Source organism: Dietzia sp. NPDC055343, assembly GCF_053645265.1.
In genome coordinates this window covers 68,238-86,869 of record NZ_JBSHMJ010000009.1, presented here as the reverse complement: position 1 = coordinate 86,869, position 18,632 = coordinate 68,238, and the positions used below count along the sequence as shown (strand labels likewise).

At 70.9% G+C, this 18,632-nt stretch carries 18 protein-coding genes; 3 read left to right on the top strand and 15 right to left on the bottom strand.

Translation table 11 applies throughout. The features are described from left to right. Positions 1-191: 191 nt before the first annotated feature. The 12 genes from rpsO to ACWIE7_RS06610 all read right to left on the bottom strand — a co-directional run bounded on the left by rpsO (position 192) and on the right by ACWIE7_RS06610 (position 12,109). The gene (gene rpsO / locus ACWIE7_RS06665; RefSeq protein ID WP_230928798.1) at positions 192-461 is read right to left on the bottom strand and encodes a 30S ribosomal protein S15; all 270 of its coding nucleotides are present in this window, start codon (positions 459-461) and stop codon (positions 192-194) included. A gap of 112 nt (positions 462-573) precedes the next feature. Further along, a complete protein-coding gene (locus ACWIE7_RS06660; RefSeq protein ID WP_454058341.1) occupies positions 574-1,536 on the bottom strand; it encodes a bifunctional riboflavin kinase/FAD synthetase in 963 nt (320 codons plus the stop codon). A 23-nt stretch (positions 1,537-1,559) separates the two neighbouring features. Continuing rightward, positions 1,560-2,471, bottom strand: a complete 912-nt coding sequence (truB, locus tag ACWIE7_RS06655; protein WP_454068838.1) for a tRNA pseudouridine(55) synthase TruB — start codon at positions 2,469-2,471, stop codon at positions 1,560-1,562. Next, on the bottom strand, positions 2,468-3,274 hold the full coding sequence (locus ACWIE7_RS06650; RefSeq protein WP_454058339.1) for a 4'-phosphopantetheinyl transferase family protein: 807 nt from the start codon (positions 3,272-3,274) through the stop codon (positions 2,468-2,470). The genes truB and ACWIE7_RS06650 overlap by 4 nt, the downstream gene beginning before the upstream one ends. Next, on the bottom strand, positions 3,271-4,197 hold the full coding sequence (locus tag ACWIE7_RS06645; RefSeq protein WP_454058338.1) for a metallophosphoesterase family protein: 927 nt from the start codon (positions 4,195-4,197) through the stop codon (positions 3,271-3,273). Before ACWIE7_RS06645 ends, ACWIE7_RS06650 begins: the two co-directional genes overlap by 4 nt. Beyond that, on the bottom strand, positions 4,194-5,591 hold the full coding sequence (locus ACWIE7_RS06640; protein WP_454068837.1) for an MATE family efflux transporter: 1,398 nt from the start codon (positions 5,589-5,591) through the stop codon (positions 4,194-4,196). Before ACWIE7_RS06640 ends, ACWIE7_RS06645 begins: the two co-directional genes overlap by 4 nt. Further along, positions 5,575-6,555, bottom strand: a complete 981-nt coding sequence (locus ACWIE7_RS06635) for a DHH family phosphoesterase (protein ID WP_452099016.1) — start codon at positions 6,553-6,555, stop codon at positions 5,575-5,577. The genes ACWIE7_RS06640 and ACWIE7_RS06635 overlap by 17 nt, the downstream gene beginning before the upstream one ends. Further along, the gene (rbfA, locus tag ACWIE7_RS06630) at positions 6,552-7,010 is read right to left on the bottom strand and encodes a 30S ribosome-binding factor RbfA (RefSeq protein ID WP_230928791.1); all 459 of its coding nucleotides are present in this window, start codon (positions 7,008-7,010) and stop codon (positions 6,552-6,554) included. The genes ACWIE7_RS06635 and rbfA overlap by 4 nt, the downstream gene beginning before the upstream one ends. A 115-nt stretch (positions 7,011-7,125) precedes the next feature. After that, positions 7,126-9,969, bottom strand: a complete 2,844-nt coding sequence (gene infB / locus ACWIE7_RS06625) for a translation initiation factor IF-2 (RefSeq protein WP_230928790.1) — start codon at positions 9,967-9,969, stop codon at positions 7,126-7,128. Positions 9,970-10,038: 69 nt separating this feature from the next. After that, positions 10,039-10,437 carry a YlxR family protein gene (locus ACWIE7_RS06620; protein WP_454068836.1) on the bottom strand — a complete coding sequence of 133 codons (399 nt, stop codon included), beginning with the start codon at positions 10,435-10,437 and terminating at the stop codon, positions 10,039-10,041. A gap of 143 nt (positions 10,438-10,580) precedes the next feature. Beyond that, positions 10,581-11,567 (bottom strand): transcription termination factor NusA, encoded by a 987-nt coding sequence (gene nusA / locus ACWIE7_RS06615; protein ID WP_454058334.1) that lies wholly within the window; start codon positions 11,565-11,567, stop codon positions 10,581-10,583. Next, positions 11,564-12,109 (bottom strand): ribosome maturation factor RimP, encoded by a 546-nt coding sequence (locus ACWIE7_RS06610; RefSeq protein ID WP_452099019.1) that lies wholly within the window; start codon positions 12,107-12,109, stop codon positions 11,564-11,566. Before ACWIE7_RS06610 ends, nusA begins: the two co-directional genes overlap by 4 nt. Before the next feature lie 104 nt (positions 12,110-12,213). Between ACWIE7_RS06610 and ACWIE7_RS06605 the strand changes: the two genes are divergently transcribed. Beyond that, on the top strand, positions 12,214-12,687 hold the full coding sequence (locus tag ACWIE7_RS06605) for a hypothetical protein (protein WP_452099020.1): 474 nt from the start codon (positions 12,214-12,216) through the stop codon (positions 12,685-12,687). Further along, positions 12,684-13,088 (top strand): DUF4439 domain-containing protein, encoded by a 405-nt coding sequence (locus tag ACWIE7_RS06600; protein ID WP_452099021.1) that lies wholly within the window; start codon positions 12,684-12,686, stop codon positions 13,086-13,088. The genes ACWIE7_RS06605 and ACWIE7_RS06600 overlap by 4 nt, the downstream gene beginning before the upstream one ends. Here ACWIE7_RS06600 and ACWIE7_RS06595 read toward each other — a convergent pair whose 3' ends face one another. Then, positions 13,089-14,840, bottom strand: coding sequence for a proline--tRNA ligase (locus tag ACWIE7_RS06595; protein WP_452099022.1), 1,752 nt, complete (start codon positions 14,838-14,840; stop codon positions 13,089-13,091). A gap of 58 nt (positions 14,841-14,898) precedes the next feature. On the opposite strand from ACWIE7_RS06595, the gene ACWIE7_RS06590 reads away from it, so the two are divergent. Continuing rightward, on the top strand, positions 14,899-15,648 hold the full coding sequence (locus ACWIE7_RS06590) for a YaaA family protein (protein WP_452099023.1): 750 nt from the start codon (positions 14,899-14,901) through the stop codon (positions 15,646-15,648). Between the two features lie 155 nt (positions 15,649-15,803). On the opposite strand, the gene cobA is transcribed toward ACWIE7_RS06590, so the two are convergent. After that, the gene (cobA, locus tag ACWIE7_RS06585; RefSeq protein WP_452099024.1) at positions 15,804-17,030 is read right to left on the bottom strand and encodes a uroporphyrinogen-III C-methyltransferase; all 1,227 of its coding nucleotides are present in this window, start codon (positions 17,028-17,030) and stop codon (positions 15,804-15,806) included. Positions 17,031-17,166: 136 nt separating this feature from the next. After that, positions 17,167-18,606: a malate dehydrogenase (quinone) gene (gene mqo, locus ACWIE7_RS06580; RefSeq protein ID WP_454068845.1), complete on the bottom strand. Its 1,440-nt coding sequence runs from the start codon at positions 18,604-18,606 to the stop codon at positions 17,167-17,169. Positions 18,607-18,632: the final 26 nt, after the last annotated feature.

The following is an 18,632-nucleotide window of genomic DNA, read 5'->3' as shown; positions in this document are numbered from 1 at the left end:
TACCGAGGACCGTCAATCGGACCTGTCGACCACCCCGGTACGTGCGCACCGGCCGGGTGCCAGGCTATCAGGGAAAACAGGCCGGGGCACCGGGACGCACGGGCGCGCCGCCCCCGATGCGCCCTGCGGAAAAGACGATCCCCGCCCTGAAGTCAGGACGGGGATCGGAAAAGTCTTGCGACCGAGAATACTCAGCGACGGAGGCCGAGGCGCTCGATCAGCGCGCGGTAGCGGTTGATGTCGACCTTGGCGACGTACTTGAGCAGACGACGACGACGGCCGACCAGCAGCAGCAGGCCACGACGCGAGTGGTGGTCGTGCTTATGGGTCTTGAGGTGCTCGGTGAGCTGCGTGATTCGCGTGGTGAGAAGCGCGACCTGGGCCTCGGGCGAGCCGGTGTCGGTCTCGTGGATCCCGTACTCGGCCAGTACGGCCTTCTTCTCTTCGGTGCTCAGCGCCATGATGACTCCTGGTTGTTCCAGTCCGCAGATGATGTCAGGCCCCGCCGCCGCGGACCGCAGGAGGGCCGACGGGAGACGTTACCAGCCGGCGGGGCGTGTCCCCAATCCGTGCTCAGGCGCCGAGGATATCCCGGGTCCGTGCCACATCGCGGCCCATGGCGACCAGCAGTTCGTCGACGGAGGAGAACTTCTCCATGTCGCGGACGTGGTCGACGAAGTCGACGGCGGCGAGCCTGCCGTAGAGGTCCGCGGACTCGTCGAGGACGAAGGCCTCGACGCTGCGGGTGGTGTCGCCGAACGTGGGGTTGGTCCCGACCGAGATCGCCGCGGGGTACCGGCGCCCGGGCACGATCGAGCCGTCGACCGGCGCGTCATCGAGGACGGTGAACCAGCCCGCGTAGACGCCGTCGACGGGGACGGCAGTGTATTCGGGCAGTTCGAGGTTCGCGGTGGGGTAACCGAGGTCCCGTCCCCCTCGACCGGCGCCGTGCACGACGGGCCCGGAGACCCGGTGCGGGCGCCCGAGGATCTCGGCGGCGGCCGCCACATCCGATCCGGCGAGCAGCTTGCGCACCCGGCTCGAGGACACCGTCTCACCGCCGTCCTCGAGCAGGTCGATCACCTCGCATTCGATCCCCCGCTCGGCACACAGCTCGCGCATGGTCTCGGGGGTCCCGACCGCGCGTCGGCCGAAGGTGAAGTTGCGTCCCACCACGACGGCGCGGCAGTCGAGGCCGTCGACCAGGACGTTGTCCACGAACGCCGCGGGCTCCCACGAGGCCATCTCCTCGTCGAACGGCAGCGCGAACACCGCCTCGACGCCGAACTGGCCGGCCAACTCCGCGCGCCTGCGGAGCGGGGTGAGCACCAGTGGGTGCGTCCCGGGTCGGACCACCTCGACCGGGTGCGGGTCGAAGGTCACGAGCACGGGGGCGGCCCCGAGGTCCCGCCCGAGGTCGACGGCACGATCCACCAGGCCGCGATGGCCACGGTGGAGTCCGTCGAACACGCCCAGGGCGACGGAGGAGCCGCCGTCGGGGATCACGATCTCGTCGAACGTCCGCCACAATTGCACGGCGACCACCTTACGCCCGCCGGTCACAGCCCGGCCGGTCGCATGACCACCACGGGGGAGGCACGCCTGCCGGACTCGGCCACGAGTGCCGCGACGCGCCCGTCGGGACCGACCGCGGCGACGACGCCGGTGTCGCCCCGCGCGTCGAGCCACCGTCCGTGCCGTAGCCCTTCGGCCTGCTCCGCGTCGATGTCGCGGCGGGGGAACGCGGCCAGCGCCGCGGCGTCGAGGTCGAGGGACAGTGCCGGGTCCTCCTCGAGTTGCTCCAGGGAGCGGGCCACGTCGAGTCCGAACGGCCCGACGCGGGTGCGCCGTAGTGCGATGAGGTGTCCGCCGACGCCGAGGGCCGCACCGAGGTCACGGGCGAGCGCCCGGATATAGGTACCGGTGGAACAGTCGACGACGACGACGAGGTCGATCACCTCCCCACCACGCACCCGTTCGAGGACGTCGAATCCCGAGACGGTCACGCGGCGGGACCTGAGCTCGACCTCCTCCCCCGAGCGCGCGATGTCGTAGGCCCGCCGTCCGCCGACCTTGATCGCGCTCACGGCGGAGGGAACCTGGTCGATCTCACCCGTCAGGGCCGCGATACCGGCGTCGATCGCCTCATCCGTGACACCGGAGGCGTCGGTGGTGCCGGTGGTCTCCCCCTCGGCGTCGTCGGTGGTGGTGGTCTGCCCGAGGCGGATCGTCGCCTCATACGACTTGGTCTCCAGCGCGAGCTGACCCAGGATCTTGGTCGCGCGCTCGATGCCCACCACGAGGACGCCGGTCGCCATCGGGTCGAGGGTCCCGGCGTGACCGACCTTGCGGGTGCCGAAGAATCGGCGCAGACGGCTGACCACATCGTGGCTGCTCATCCCGGCAGGTTTGTCGACCACCACGAGTCCGGGCTCGGGTGCGGGGCGGGAGTCTGGTCTGCGCGGGCTCACGGGCCCACGCTATCGAGACCGGCGGGCCGGAGCACGATCGCCGAGGCCACATAGCCGTCACGGACCACCCAGCGGCCGTGGAACTCGACCAGGTCCGGCCCCCCGTCGATCGCCCGGGGGTCGACGAGTATCCGGGAACGCAGGGCGCCGGCGAACACGGTGTGGCTGCTGTTGTCGTCGTCGTTGTCGTGCTTGTTGTCGGCGCTGTCGCGGTCGTCGGCGCGGTCGTTGGCTCCGGCGTGAGCCCCGCCGCGGGGCGGGTCCGGCGCCAGGGTGACGTGCGCGTCGGCGAAGCCCAGCCAACGGCGGGTGAGCGGGAACCACGCCTTATACGTGGCCTCCTTCGCCGTGAACAGGAGCGTGTCCCAGTGCACCGACGGCAGCTCGACGCCGACCGCGCGCACCCACGCCGCCTCCTCCGGCAGCGAGACCGCGTCGAGCACCCCCGCGGCGAGCGGTTCGTGCGGCTCCACATCGACCCCCAGCGACCTCACACGTCCCGCGGACCCGAGCGCGGCCGCGCGCAGACCGTCGGTGTGGGTGAGCGTGCCCACCACGCCCGGCGGCCACACCGGCATCCCCTTCCCGCCCCGCACGATCGGCCCGACCGGCGCTCCCAGACGGGTCATGGCCTCGCGGGCGCACGCCCGCGCCCAGGCGAAGTCCGCGCGGCGGGACGCGACCGCGTTACTGATCTGCTCCGCCTCGACGGGGTACATCGCCGCCACCACGGCCGATTCATCCAGGCCCAGCTCGGCGTCGGTCACCGACACCACGTCCGGCGGCAGGATCTCGCGGATCACGGCGCGTCCTCCAGGTACGGGCCGGGCTCCCCCGGCCGGGCGATACGCGGCATCCCCGACTCCCCTCGGACCCAACGGACCTGAGGGGCGGCCGGCGGCGGCAGGATCTGACGCGTCAACGGCTCGGGCCTGCCGCGGCCCTTCCACTCGCGCGGATAGCCCAGCGAGACCTCCTCGAAGCGGACCTCGTCGTGGATGGTCGTGCGCGGGATGTGCAGGTGGCCGTAGACGCACGCGGCGGCCCGGTAGCGGCGGTGCCAGTCCGCCGTCTGCTCGGTGCCGCACCACAGGGCGAAGTCCGGGTGCCGGAGGACACGTGTGGGATCACGCAGCAGTGGCCAGTGGTTGATCAACACCGTGGGATACGCGGGGTCGAGCCGGGCCAGGCGCGTGGTGGTGCTGACCAGACGGTCACGGCACCACGACGGCGCGTCCGGGAACGGGCTCGGGTCGATGAGGAACTCATCCGAGGCCACCACGCGCCTCTCGCGGGCACCCGCCAGGGCTGCCGCGGTGGGTTGCCCCGGGACCGGGGTCCACGAATAGTCGTACAGCAGGAACATCGGCACCACCCACGCCGGTCCGCCCGGGCCCGCCCACAGCGGGTACGGGTCTTCCGGGGTCACCACACCGATCGCCCGGCACTCCTCGACCAGCCGGTCGTACTTCGTGGTGGAACTGGTGCCCTCGTCGTCCCGACCGATCCACAGCTCGTGGTTACCCGGCACCCAGAGCACCCTGTCGAACCGGCTGGCAAGCTGCCCGAGTGCGTCGAGGATATCCCCGGTCTTCTCCGCGACATCCCCCGCCACGATGAGCCAGTCCCCGGGGTGGTGCGGCCGGATGTCGTCCAGCACCCCGGCATTGCCACGGTGCCCGACGTGCAGGTCGGCCACCGCCCGCAGGCTCGGACCGACGCTCATCGCACCGCCTCCCGCCCGGACGAGCCGCCCGGAGTGGCGGAGCCGAGCACCATCCAGCGGTCCCCGCGTACCCGGATCGCCACGGCGATCAAGCGCATCATCACGAACACCCCCATCCCCCACCAGATGCCGACGAGGCCCCAGCCGAAGTGGCGGGTGGCCAGCAGCACCGGAAGGAATCCGCACAGCGCCGCGATCACGGTCGTGGTCCGCAGATACGCGGCGTCCCCGGCGCCCAGGAGGACGCCGTCGAGGCCGAACACGACCGCCGCCGGGACCACCACCACCGACATCCCTATCAGGGCCACCACCAGGCGTCCGGCCACGTCCGGACCGCCGGTCAGGACGGCCGCGATCTGGTCGCGCAGCAGCACGGTCGCCAGCGCCAGGACCACGCCCAGCCCCAGCGACCACAGCACCACCGCGCGGGCCAACGCACGGCCGTGCGCGGCGAGTCCCGCCCCGAGCGCCGCACCCACCAGGGACTGCGCGGAGATCGCCACGGAGTCCAACACGAGCGCGTACAGCGCCCACAGTTGCTGGGCGAGATGGTGGGCGCCGAGCGAGGACACGCCCGCGGCCGCCGCAGCGGTCGTCGCGACGGCGAACGTGATCTGGAAGGACGCGGTCCGGATCACCAGATCGACGCCCATCCGCAGCTGGCTCACGATCACCGCGCGGCGCGGCCGAAGGGAACCGGAGTGCTCCACGACGAGCGCCACGACGAAGCCGCCGGCCATGACGAACTGACCCGCGAGGTTGGCCCAGGCACTCGCGATCAACCCGAACTCCGGGAACGGCCCGAGACCGGGAACGAACACCACACAGCCAATGGTCGAGATACCGATGCCCAGTGCCACCAGCACGAGCGGTGTCCGTAGCCGCTGCACACCGCGCATCCAACCGTGGCCCGCCGAGGCGATGAGTATGAGCGGGATCCCCCACACCGCCACCCGCAACCACTCCGACGCTCGTGCGGCGACCTCCGCGTCGGAGGCGAGCACAGCCGTCAGCGGGCCCATCAGTGCCAGGACCGCGGCCACGACGACGGCGCCCACCGCCAGAGCGATCCACGTGGCCTGGACGCCCTCCGCCACCGCATCGGAGCGTCGGCCCGCGCCGTGCAGCCGGGCCGCGCGCGCGGTGGTCCCGTAGGACAGGAAGTTCATCTGGGTTCCGAGCACCAGCAGGACGAGCGCGCCGACCCCGAGCGCTGCGAGATCCTGCGGGCCCTGGCGTCCCACCACGATCCCGTCGACCAGGAGGTAGACCGGCTCTGCGGCGAGCACCGGCAGGACGGGCAACGCGATCGACCACAGCCTCCGGCCGAGTTCCCCCACCCCGACGGTCGCGCGAGAGGAGTCCGCGGTCGAACGGTCAGCCGAGGAGCTCACGGAGCCTCTTCGAGATGCTCTCGAGGTCACCACTCATCGTGCATCCGGCCGCGGCCGGATGGCCGCCGCCGCCGAGGGCCGCGGCCACCGTCGAGACGTCGACGACGCCCCGGCCCGGGCCGCCGTCGCGGGAACGAAGCGACACCGCCCACTCCTGCGGCCGGTACTCCTTGAGCAGCACCGCCACACACGCCTCCTTGACCCCACGCAGATGGGAGACCAGTGATTCGACGTCATCCTCGTCAGAGGTCGCGATGACCCGGTGAGGTACGGCGAGCCAGACCGCTCCTCGTCCGCCCACGGCGGACACGTCGAGAGTGACCGTCTCGAGGAGTGCACCCAGAACCGGCAGCCACGAGAAAGAATGCGCGTCGAGGAGTGCGAAGCTCAGCTTGGACGACTCCGCCCCGGCCGCGAGAAGCTCACTCGCGGTGGCGTGGGCGCCGGGCCCACCCCAGCGGAAGGAGCCGGTGTCGGTGACCAACCCGGCGTACAGGCTCGTCGCGGCCACCGGGTCGAGTGGATACCCGCCGGCCCGCAACACGTCGAGGACGAGTGTGGCCGTCGAGGCTGCTTCGGGATCCAACAGCATGTGGCTGCCGAAGCCGGGGTTCGACCGATGGTGGTCCACGACGAGGACCTCCGAGGCGGCCTCGGCGAGATGATCCCAGCGTCCGACACGGTCAGCGCTCGCGCAGTCGAGCGTCACCACCAGCCCGTCATGCGCGGGGACCTCGTCCAACGGGATCACGAACTCGGTCCCGGGGATCACCGCGAGAGCCTCCGGAACCCGGCCGGGGTCGAACGAGTGGTACACCGCCGCGCCGGCGGCGCGGAGTGCGCGCGCCAGGCCGGCGGAACTGCCGAGCGCATCCGCGTCGGGACGGAGGTGACAGAGCACGGTCACCTGCCGGTGCCGCATCAGCACCTCCGCCGCCGCCCGGGCGTCGACCGGGATCGTCACCGGTCGTCGTCCTCCGCCTGCGCCTCCTCGGGCCGCCGGTACGGGTCCTCCTCCCCCGCCGGGCGGGCGCCCTCCGCCGCCCTCCGGACCTCCTCGTCGCTTGCGCGGGCCCTGGCGAGCAGCTCCTCCATGTGGCGAGCCGCATCGGGCACGGAGTCCAGCACGAAAGTCAGCTCCGGGGTGAACTTCACCCCGGTCTGCTTGCCGACCATCGTCCTCAGCCGACCCCGCGCCGTGGCCAGGGCGTCTTCCGCGGCCGCGAGGTCCGGCTCCTCGTCGAGCGTCTCACCGCGGACGGTGTAGTACAGCGTCGCCACCCGGAGGTCGGGGGTGATGCGGGAATCGGTGATGGTCACGAACTCCAGACGCGGGTCCTTGATCTCGTTGTCGATCGCCGTGGCGACGATCTCCCCGATCCGCTTGCCGAGCCGTCCGGCGCGTCCTTTTCCGGTCATGGCGCTCCTCCTGAACATGGTCTGGTCGCACCAGGCGCGACCATTCTCCAACAGCATGCCGTGGGGGCAGGCCCGTTCTCCACGGAACCTGCCCCCACGGTCGTGACCGGCGACGTCAGTCGCGCGGCTTCTCCACGAGCTCGTACGTCTCGATGATGTCGCCGATCTTGATGTCGGAGTACGACACCGTCAGACCGCACTCGAAGCCCTCGCGGACCTCGGTGGCGTCATCCTTCTCGCGCCGGAGCGACGTGATGGTCATCTCTTCCTGGACGACGTTGCCGTCGCGGATGAGCCGGGCCTTCGCGTTACGCCGCATGATGCCGTCGAGCACCATACAACCGGCGATGTTGCCCACCTTCGAGGAGCGGAACATCTCGCGGATCTCCGCCTGTCCGAGCTGCTTCTCTTCGTAGATCGGCTTGAGCATGCCCTTGAGCGCAGCCTCGATCTCGTCGATCGCCTGGTAGATGATCGAGTAGTACCGGATGTCGACGCCCTCGCGGTTGGCCATCTCGGTGGCCTTGCCCTCCGCGCGGACGTTGAACCCGATGATCACCGCGTCGGACGCGGCCGCCAGGTTGACGTTGGTCTCGGTGACGGCACCGACACCGCGGTCGATCACCCGCAGCTGCACCTCGTCGTCGATCTCGATAGCCATGAGGGCCTCTTCGAGGGCCTCGACGGTACCGGAGTTGTCGCCCTTGATGATGAGGTTGAGCTGGCTCGTCTCCTTGAGATGCGAATCCAGATCCTCGAGGCTGATCCGGCGACGGCTGCGTGCGGCCAGCGCATTGCGCTTGCGCGCGTTACGACGGTCGGCGATCTGCCGTGCGGTGCGGTCCTCCTCGACAACCATCAGGGTGTCGCCGGCGCCACAGACACTGGTGAGACCGATGACCTGCACCGGACGCGACGGGGTCGCCTCGGTGACGTCGTCGCCGTGCTCGTCGACCATCCGACGGACGCGGCCGTAGGCGTCACCGGCGACGATCGAGTCGCCGACGCGGAGGGTACCGCGCTGGATCAGCACCGTGGCGACAGGGCCGCGACCGCGGTCCAGGTGCGCCTCGATGGCGACACCCTGCGCGTCCATATCCGGGTTCGCCCGCAGGTCCAGAGACGCATCCGCGGTCAGGACGATCGCCTCGAGCAACGAGTCGATGTTCAGGCCCTGCTTGGCGGAGATGTCGACGAACATGGTGTCGCCGCCGTACTCCTCCGGCACGAGTCCGTACTCGGTCATCTGACCGCGGATCTTGTCGGGCTGGGCGCTTTCCTTGTCGATCTTGTTGACCGCCACCACGATCGGCACCTCAGCCGCCTGCGCGTGGTTGATCGCCTCGACCGTCTGCGGCATCACGCCGTCGTCCGCCGCGACCACGATGACCGCGATGTCCGTCGACTTGGCACCGCGGGCACGCATGGCGGTGAACGCCTCGTGACCCGGGGTATCGATGAAGGTGAGCGTGCGGTCGACACCGTCCACCTCGGACGTGACCTGGTAGGCACCGATGTGCTGGGTGATGCCACCGGCCTCGGCCTCGCCGACCTTCGCGGACCGGATGCTGTCGAGCAGCCGGGTCTTACCGTGGTCGACGTGACCCATGACGGTGACGACCGGGGGACGACGCTCGAGATCGTCCTCGCCGCCCTCGTCCTCACCGAAGGACAGGTCGAACGACTCGAGGAGCTCACGGTCCTCGTCCTCAGGGCTGACGACCTGGACCTTGAAGCCCATCTCCTCACCGAGGAGTTGAAGCGTCTCCGGGGTGACCGACTGCGTGGCCGTGACCATCTCGCCGAGGTTGAACAGCGCCTGGACCAACTGTGACGGGTTGACGTCGATCTTGTCGGCGAAGTCGCTCAGCGACGCACCCTGGGCCAGCCGCAGGACCTGCCCGCGACCGTCCGGGAGCCGGACGCCGCCGACCTCCGGTGCCCGCATCGAATCGTATTCCTGACGCTTCTGCCGCTTCGACTTGCGACCACGCCGGGGGGCGCCGCCGGGACGGCCGAACGCGCCCGCGGCACCGCCGCGGCCACGGCCGCCGCCACCCGGACGACCGCGGAAACCGCCGCCACCTGCAGCAGGGGCGCCGCCTCCACCGCCGGGGCGGAAACCGCCGCCGCCGGGACGGCCGCCCGGACCGCCCGGGCGACCACGGCCGCCGGCGGGACGCGCGACCTGGCCGGGCATCTGACCCGGGTTGGGACGCGGCGGCATGTTGCCGGGAGACGGGCGGGGACCACCCTGGCCCGGTGCGCCCGGACGCTGCGGCGGACGGGGTCCACCCTGGCCCGGTGCGGGACGGGAGCCACCCGGGCGGGGGCCGGCCTGCCCCGGACCGGGACGCGGGCCGGACTGGCCGGGTCCTGGGCGGGGTCCGCCCTGGGGCCGCGGCGCCGGGGTGGTGCCGCTCGAAAACGGGTTGTTGCCGACGCGCGGGGTCTTGGGACCCGGCTTCGGTCCGGCCGGACGCGGTCCGGGAGCCGGACGTGCCGATGCCGCCGGGGCCTCGGGCGCGGCCGGGGTGGGCCGAGCAGCGCCGGGCTTGGGCGCGGAGGTGCCTGGCTTCGACGCCGCATCAGCCGGCTTCCCGGCCTGGGCCGGGGTGGGCCGTGCGGCACCGGGCTTCGGACCCGCGGCGGGAGCAGCGGGCTTGGCGGCCGACGCCGGCGAGGGCGCGGCGGTGCGCGGATCGGCGCCCGGACGGGGGCCGGGCTTCCCCGCCGCGCCGGGCTTGGGCGCGGAGGTCGTGCCGGATTTGGCGGACGGGGCGGCGTCGTTGCCACCCGCCGGCGCGAGCGACTCACGAAGACGCCGGACCACCGGTGCCTCGAGCGTCGATGACGCCGACTTGACGAACTCCCCCTGATCGCGGAGTTTCGTCAGAAGTTCTTTACTGGTGATACCGAACTCTTTTGCCAGTTCGTGTACCCGGGGCTTGCCTGCCACTGCTCTCCTCACTGCGAGGTCTTCACGGCAGGGCTGGCCGCGCGACCTCGGTCTACATTCGATGGACGTTCATCGCTGGAGCTTCACGGTGTGCTCATCGTGTCTGATCCGTTCCTTTTCTTGTGCTCCCCCTACCGGGCCGTTCGGCCGGCAGGTGGTGTCGTGCTCGAGACGTACCGCCTCGAGCACCCCCGAGATCGCATCCTGGGACACGTTCCCGGCGACTCGCAGCGACCTGATGAAGGCCTTGCGGTCGAGTGCTGTCCTGATGCACCGCTCGTCGCGATGCACCCAGGCTCCTCGTCCCGACGCCCTGCGGCGCGGATCGGGCGAGAGTGCAGCCGATCGCGGATCGTGAACGATCCGCAGGAGCCGGGAGTCCGAATCCCGGCCACGGCAGCCGACGCAGGTCCTTGTGGGTCCCGCTACCTCGGCAGGGCCTTCGCGCTGGTCCTTACGTACCCGCATCCGGCCGCCTCGGTTTCTCGCCGCCTCGCCCGTACGGGGCAGGTGGACGTGAAGTCACTGTGACAACTGATCAGTCTACAGATAACGGGGTGTCGACACTAACGGCGCGCCCGACCGCGTGGGAGCGGGCCCACGGCGTGCGCTCACTCGGCGTCGCTGTGGATATCGATGCGCCACTGGGTGAGGCGATGAGCGAGGCGGGCGTTCTGCCCCTCCTTGCCGATCGCGAGCGAGAGCTGATAGTCGGGAACGACCACCCGTGCGGCGCGAGTGGCCTCGTCCGCGACCGTCACGGAGATCACCTTGGCCGGGGAGAGGGCGTTACCGACGAAAACGGTGGGGTCGTCGTCGTAGTCGACGATGTCGATCTTCTCGCCGCCCAACTCCGCCATGACCGCCCGCACCCGGGCGCCGTTGGGCCCGATGCACGCACCCTTCGCGTTGAGTCCGGACACGGTCGTCTCCACCGCGATCTTGGTGCGGTGGCCCGCCTCGCGGGCCACCGCGGCGATCCGCACGGAGGAATCACCGATCTCCGGCACCTCGAGGGCGAAGAGCCCACGGACCAGGTCCGGGTGGGTGCGCGACAGCGATACCGACGCCCCGTGGGGGCCCTTGTGAACTCCCACCACGTGGCACTTGATCCGGTCGCCGTGTTCGTAGGTCTCCCCCGGAACCTGCTCCGCCGGCGCGATGGTCCCTTCGGTCCCCCCGTTCTCCGGGCCGATGTGCACGACGATGATCCCCTTGGCGTTGGCGCGGGAATCAGACTGGATGACGCCGCTGACGACCTCGCCCTCGCGGGCCACGAGGTCGCCGTAGATCTTCTCCGTCTCGGCTTCGCGCAGGCGCTGCAGGATGATCTGGCGGGCCGTCGCCGCGGCCACCCGCCCGAAATCCGACGGGGTCGCGTCGAATTCACCGATGCGGTTGCCCTCGTCGTCGACCTCAGCGGCCATCACGGCCACGGTTCCGGCCTTGCGATCCAGCACGATCCGCGCGACACGGTGGGCGTCATCGGTCCGCTTGTAAGCGGTGAGAAGAGCGTTCTCCAGCGTCGAGACGAGCTCGTCCAGGGGGATCTCACGTTCCTGCGACAGCATGTTCAGTGCCGCCATGTCGATATTCACCGATCTTCTCCTTCTCGCGCACCGCTCCCGGTCTGGCCCGGTTCCTGCAGCAGGTCGATCTCGTCCTGGGGGGCGGGCCGGAACTCGACCCTGATCACGGCGCTGGCCACGTCGTCCAACGCTACCGAGCCGACGTTGATCCCTCGACCAGACTTCGACACGATGCGCACGCTGCCGGCGGTCTCGTCCATCTCGCCGACCCGGCCGCGGGCCGGCCCCGTCGCGCCGTCGGTGTACTCGATGTCGACCTGGCGACCGTGCGCGCGACGCCAATGGCGGCGCTCGACGAGGGGCGCGTCGACGCCCCGGCTCGTCACCTCCAGGGTCACCGGCCGCTCGGCTCCACCCCACTGCTCCGCGAGCGGATCCAGCTCGGTCGACAATGCGGCGAGAGTGTCCAGCGATACGCCCCCATCGCCGTCCACGACGACGGTCACACGCCAGGTTTCAGCGCGTTCGTCCTCTCGGAGTTCCTCGAGGTCGAGTCCGCGGTCCGAGACCGCCTTACGAATGTGGGCCCTGTCGGGCTCGGGGACGATCACTGTGCTCCTGGTGTGCGGCTTTCGAGGGCCGGTCCGGATCACGGACGGGCCGAATCACTGTACCGCCTCCGCCCTTGATCCCCCGCCCCTGGCAGGATGTCGGGGTGCTCAGCTCCTCCCCCGTGGCGCTCTCGCGGCGCCGATTCCTGGCCGTGTCCTCCGGCGTCGTGGGTCTGGCGGTGGCCACCGGGTGCGCGGTCCCGACCGGCGACGACAGTCCCGACCCGATCCTCGAGCTCATTCGCGCCGCCGAGCGCGACGCACGCGAGTTCGCCGCGGCGGACGCGTCCCACGGCGAGTACGCTGGCGCCCTCCGGCGTCTCGCCGAGGTCCGTCGGATCCACGCCGAGCGTCTGGGGGAACTCGTCGACGACCCCGCGGCGTCGGGTACGGCGACCACCACGCCCCCTCCCGGGGCCGCCACGTCCTGCCCGCCCGTCGCCGAGGTCAGATCCCGGCTCCGCGGCGACGCCGAGCAGGCCGCGGACGTGGCGGTGGCCGCCGACGGGGCCCGGGCCGAACTGACCGGGTCGGTCTCGGCGGCGTGCACCGCGGCAGTGGAGGTGGAGCTCTCGTGACGACTCCGGTCGGTCTTGCGGCAGAGGACGCCGCCGTCTACGGCTACGGACTCCTGCTGGCGACAGCGGACGGCTCGATCCACGGTGCTGTCCGGCGTGAACTGGCCGCGCACCGGGCGCGCCGCGATGCCGCGGAGGAACTGTGGCCCGACTCCCCGCCCGCGCCGGTCGGGTACCTCGCCGGGCCGGACACACCCACCGCCCCGGTGCTCCTCGCGATCCGGATCGAGTCGGACTGTTGCGAGGCGTGGCGGGCCCAGTTGGGCACCTCCGCGGAACCCGATCGCCGACAGTTCTGCCTGGACGCGCTCACCGCCGCGGCGGTCCAACTCGCCCGGTGGCGGACGTTGATCCCGGGAGCGCCGTTCGAGGCGCTGCCCGGGTTCCCGCCAGCTACCTGATCAGCGCTCGGCGCGGACGAGGCGGATGATCTCCTCGGCGGCCCCGTCGACGGCGATCTGGGTGACCTCGCCGGTGGCCCGCTCACGCAGCTCCACCGTGCCCTCGGACCAACCGCGCCCCACCACGACGACCCACGGCACGCCGATCAGTTCGGCGTCCTTGAACTTCACCCCGGGCGACGCCTTGCGGTCGTCGAAGAGGATCTCCAGCCCGGCCCTGTCGAACGCCTCCACGAGGGTGCCCGCGCCGCTGATCGCCGCCTCGTCCTTGTTCGCGATCACCACGTGCACGTCCGCGGGAGCGGCCTCGGCGGGCCACACCAGACCCTTCTCGTCGGCGAACTGCTCCGCCAGCACCGCGACGAGACGAGAGACACCGATTCCGTAGGAGCCCATCGTCACGCGGGCGGGCTTGCCGTTCTCTCCGAGAACGTCGAACCCGAAGGCATCGGTGTACTTGCGGCCGAGCTGGAAGATGTGGCCGATCTCGATGCCACGGGCGAGCGTCAGGGTTCCGTGGCCACCGGGGGCGGGGTCTCCCTCGCGGACGTCGGCCGCCTCGATCGTGCCCTCGGGCGTGAAGTCACGGCCGCAGACCAGTCCGACGTAGTGTTTTCCCGCCACATCCGCCCCGGTGATCCACGACGTGCCCTCCGCGACCCGCGGGTCCACGAGGTAGCGGACCTCGTTCGCCAGCAGGCCCCGGGGACCGATGTAACCCTTGACCAGGAACGGGTTGGCGGTGAAATCCGCCTCCTCGAGCACCGCGACCTCGGCCGGCTCGAGCGCGGCCTCGATGCGTTTCATGTCGACCTCGCGGTCGCCCGGGACACCCACACCGAGCAACTCCCAGTCCTTGCCCGGCTCACGGACCTTGAGCATGACGTTCTTGAGCGTGTCCGCCGCGGAGATGTCCCGTCCGAGGTCGGCACCGTTGGCCCACGCGACGAGGGTCTCGATCGTGGGGGTGTCCGGCGTGGGGTGCACGACGGCCTCGGGGAGACCGTCGAACGGAAGCGCCGCGGGCGCCGGGGTCTCGACGGCCTCGACATTGGCCGCGTACTCGCCGTCGGTCGACCGGACGAAGGTGTCCTCACCCGCGGCGGATACGGCGAGGAACTCCTCGGACGCGGAGCCGCCCATGGCCCCGGAGGTCGCCGCGCAGATCACGTACTCGATGCCGAGCCGGTCGAAGATGCGCTGGTACGCGTCGCGGTGCGACTGGTAGGACCGTTCGAGACCGGCGTCGTCGACGTCGAAGGAGTACGAATCCTTCATGACGAACTCGCGCCCACGGAGGATGCCCGCCCGCGGCCGCTCCTCATCGCGGTACTTGGTCTGGATCTGGTACAGCGTGACGGGCAGGTCCTTGTACGAGGAGTACTCGCCCTGGACGGTGAGCGTGAAGAGCTCCTCGTGGGTGGGGCCGAGCATCATGTCGTTGCCCTTGCGGTCCTTGAGCCGGAACAACGCCGGGCCGTACTCGGTCCACCGGCCGGTGGTCTCGTACGGCTCACGCGGCAGCAGCGCGGGCAGGCTGATCTCCTGCGCGCCGAAGACGTTCATCTCCTCGCGCACCACCTGTTCGATGCGGCGGAGCGTGCGCAGGCCGAGCGGGAGCCACGAGTACACGCCGGGCGCGACACGGCGGACATAGCCGGCGCGCACCAGCAGTTTGTGGCTCAGCACCTCGGCGTCGGACGGGTCGTCGCGGAGCGTGCGCAGGAAAAGGTGGGACAGACGCGTGATCACGGTGGTCAAGCGTAGCCGCCCCGCGGCGCGCGCCCGGCCCGACGGTAGCCTCTGGCGGGTGCGCATCCTCCTCTCGCCCTCCGAGACCAAGTCCGTCGGCGGCTCCGGGGCCCCCCTGGACCTGGCCGGACTGTCCCTGCCGTCACTGACCGCGACCCGTCGCACGGTCGCGGATGCACTGGTCGCGGTATGCACGGACGATCCAGGCGAGGCCCAGCGCGTGCTCGGTCTGAGCGACGCCCTGGCCGGCGAGGTGACGCTGGACGCCGAGCTGTGGACATCTCCCACCGCTCCGGCGCTGAGCCGATATACGGGGGTGCTGTACGACGCCCTCGACCAGGCCTCGTTCACCAAGGTCACCCGGGCGCGCGCCGAGGCGCGCCTGTGGATCGGTTCGGCGCTGTTCGGACTGGTGGCCGCCGCGGACCCCATCCCCCACTACCGGCTGTCGGCGGGCACCCAGCTGCCCGGGTTGGGGACGCTCCGGGCGACGTGGCGCACCGCCCTCACCGACGCGGTCGCGGAGTGGGCGGAGGAGCTCGTACTCGACCTACGATCCGGTGGCTACCACCAGCTGGGCCCGGTGCCCGGCGCGGTGACCGTGGATGTGGTCACCGAGTACCCGGACGGCACCCGCAAGGTCGTCTCGCATTTCTCCAAGCACCACAAGGGGCTGTTGGCGCGGACGCTCGCGACCTCGCGCGCCGAACTGTCGGATCTCGGTTCGCTGCTGCGGGTCGCCCGCCGTGCCGGGCACGCGATCGAACGGACCTCGGACACCGTCCTGACCCTGGTCACGGAACCCTGAGGAAGAAGGACGACGACGACACCGGCGCCGCTCGGTGGGGCCGGCCCCCCGACGGTCGCCCAACCGTGGTGACATCGTCGAAGGACAGGAAACCGACCTTCTTACGGGCGCTCACGGCCCCATGACGCCCGAGTCGGGCGGCTGCGGTCCGCCCCTCAGGATTCGGACAGCACCTGCGGGAGCCCGGCCACCTCGCCCACCACCACGATGGCCGGCGGGCGGACGTCCTTCTCCGCCAGCACCGCCGTGAGCGTTCCGAGAGTGCACCGGTGTGTCGCCTGACCTTCGAGGCTGCCGTCCATGACCACGGCAGCCGGGGTGTTCGCGTCCCTGCCGCCGGCCACGAGCGCCTCGGCGATCGCCGGCGTGTTCTTGACGCCCATCAGTATCACCAGCGTTCCGCGCATGCGCGCGAGCGCCTGCCAGTCCACGAGCGAGTCGGCGTGCCCGGGCGGGAGGTGCCCGGAGACGATCGTCGCCTCGTGCGTCATCCCCCGGTTGGTCACCGGGATCCCCGCCAGCGCCGGCACGGACAGCGCACTGGAGACCCCGGGCACCACCGAGCACGGGATCCCCGCCTCCGCGCACGCCTGGGCCTCCTCATAACCACGGCCGTAGAGAAACGAGTCGCCGCCCTTGAGTCGCACGACGAACTTGCCCTCGCGTGCCCGCTCCACCAGCACCTGGTTGATGGCCTCCTGCGCCATGGAACGGCCGTAGGGGATCTTCGCCGCATCGACGACCTCCACGTCGGGCCGGAGTTCGGCGAGCGGACGCTGGGGCGCGAGCCGGTCGGCCACCACGACGTCGGCCTGCGCCAGCAGCCGACGGCCGCGGATGGTCATGAGGTCGTCCGCGCCGGGCCCGCCGCCGACCAGCGCCACGGTCCCGCGCAGCGTCTCGTCGAGTTCGGGCGACTCCGCAGCCGCCTCGCTCAGGGCGCGCGCCACCACGTCCCGCGCCTCCGCGGTCCGTGCCCGGTCCCCGGTGAGAACCGAGACCAGCATCTGGCCGCGACGGACGACTGCCGGGGTGACCGCGGTCCCGGAGCTCACCGCGTCCGAGCGGACGCAGAACGTACGCAGCTGCTCTGCCTCGGCGGCGACCCGGGCGTTCACGAGCGAGTCCTTGGTGGCCGCGACCACGTACCAGGCGCCTTCGAGGTCCCCGCTCCGGTACTCCCTGGACTGCCACCAGATGCGGCCGGCATCGACCAGTCCCTGCAGCGTGGGGGTGATCTCCGGACTCACCAGGTGGACGGCGGCCCCGGACTCGAGCAGGACGGGGATGCGCCTCTGGGCCACGGATCCACCGCCGATCACCACGACTCGACGGCCCTCCAGCTCCAGGCCGACGGGGTACGGGTTCACGGGCCGGATCATGCGGTCGATCCTATCGGCCCCTGATCGCGTTCCCCGCCCTGGGCCGCCGTGTCCGTGATGACAGACATCCCCCGACCTCGCGCGGACGCAGGTCGGGGGATGTGGCGTGGCGGCGCCCCGCGGGCGGTGCTGGGTGTCAGACCTTCTGGTCGAGCTTCAGCGTGCGGGTGGAGCGCTCGAATTGTTCGGTGAACAGCGTGGGATCCGCGGCCAGGTCGCGACCGAGCGAGGGGATCATCTCCTCCAGCGCATGTGTCCACTCCGCGAAACGGGTCGGGAAGCAGCGACGGAGCACGTCGACCATCGCGTCCACGGCGGTCGAGGCGCCGGGCGACGCGCCCAGCAGGCCGGCGATCGACCCGTCCGCGGCGTTGACCACGGCGGTGCCGAACTCCAGGGTGCCGCCCCGACCACCGGGCTTGGGCTTGATGACCTGGACGCGCTGTCCGGCGACGACCTTCTCCCACTCGCCGTCCTGGGCCGAGGGCACGAAGTCGCGCAGGGTGTCGACACGGGCGCCGTGGTTCTTGGCGAGCTCGGTGACGAGGTACTTGACGAGACCCATCTCGGTGAGGCCGATGTTCGCCATGGGCAGCAGGTTGCCGGCTCGGACGCTGCTCGGCAGATCCATGAAGCTGCCCATCTTGAGGAACTTCGGGGTCCAGCCGGCGAAGGGGCCGAACAGCAGGCCCTTCTTGCCGTCGATGACACGGGTGTCCAGGTGCGGGACCGACATCGGCGGTGCGCCCACGGAGGCCTGGCTGTAGACCTTGGCCTGGTGCTGCTCGACGAGTTCGGGGTTGGTGCAGCGCAGCCACTGGCCGCCCACGGGGAAGCCACCGATCCCCTTGATCTCGGGAATGCCCGACTTCTGCAGCAGGTGCAGGGCGCCGCCGCCGGCCCCGACGAAGACGAACTTCGCGTCGACCGTGCGCTCGTCACCGGTGTGGCGGTTGGCCACGGTGAGGCGCCAGGTCCCGTCGGTGTTGCGCTCCAGATCCTTGACCTGGTTCTGGTAGTGGACCTCGGTCCCGGTTCGGGTGAGGTACTTGACCAACTGGCGGGTGAGGGCGCCGAAGTTGACGTCGGTGCCTCCCGCGAAATGGCTCAGTGCGAAGGGCTGCTCGGGCGAACGACCGCGAGCCATCAGCGGGACGAGTCGCTCGAGTTCGCCGAAGTCGGTGGTGTGCTCCATGCCCGGGAACAGCGGGTGCCCGGCGAGCTTGTCGTAGCGCTTGCGCAGGTAGTCCTGACCGTCCCGGCCGGTCACGAAACTCATGTGCGGCACGGGCCGGATCCACTCGGTCGGATCACCGAGCAGGGTGTTCTCCACCGCGTACGACCAGAACTGCCGGGAGACCTGGAACTTCTCGTTGACGCTCACGGCCTTGGTGATGTCGACGTCCCCGCTGGCGGTCTTCGGCGAGTAGTTGAGCTCGCACAGCGCGGAGTGTCCGGTACCGGCGTTGTTCCAGGCGTCGGAGGACTCCAACGCGGGCCCCTCGAGCCGCTCGTAGATCTGGATGTCCCAGTCCGGCTGGAGTCGACGCAGCAGGGCACCGAGCGTTGCGCTCATGGTGCCGGCGCCGATGAGCGCCACAT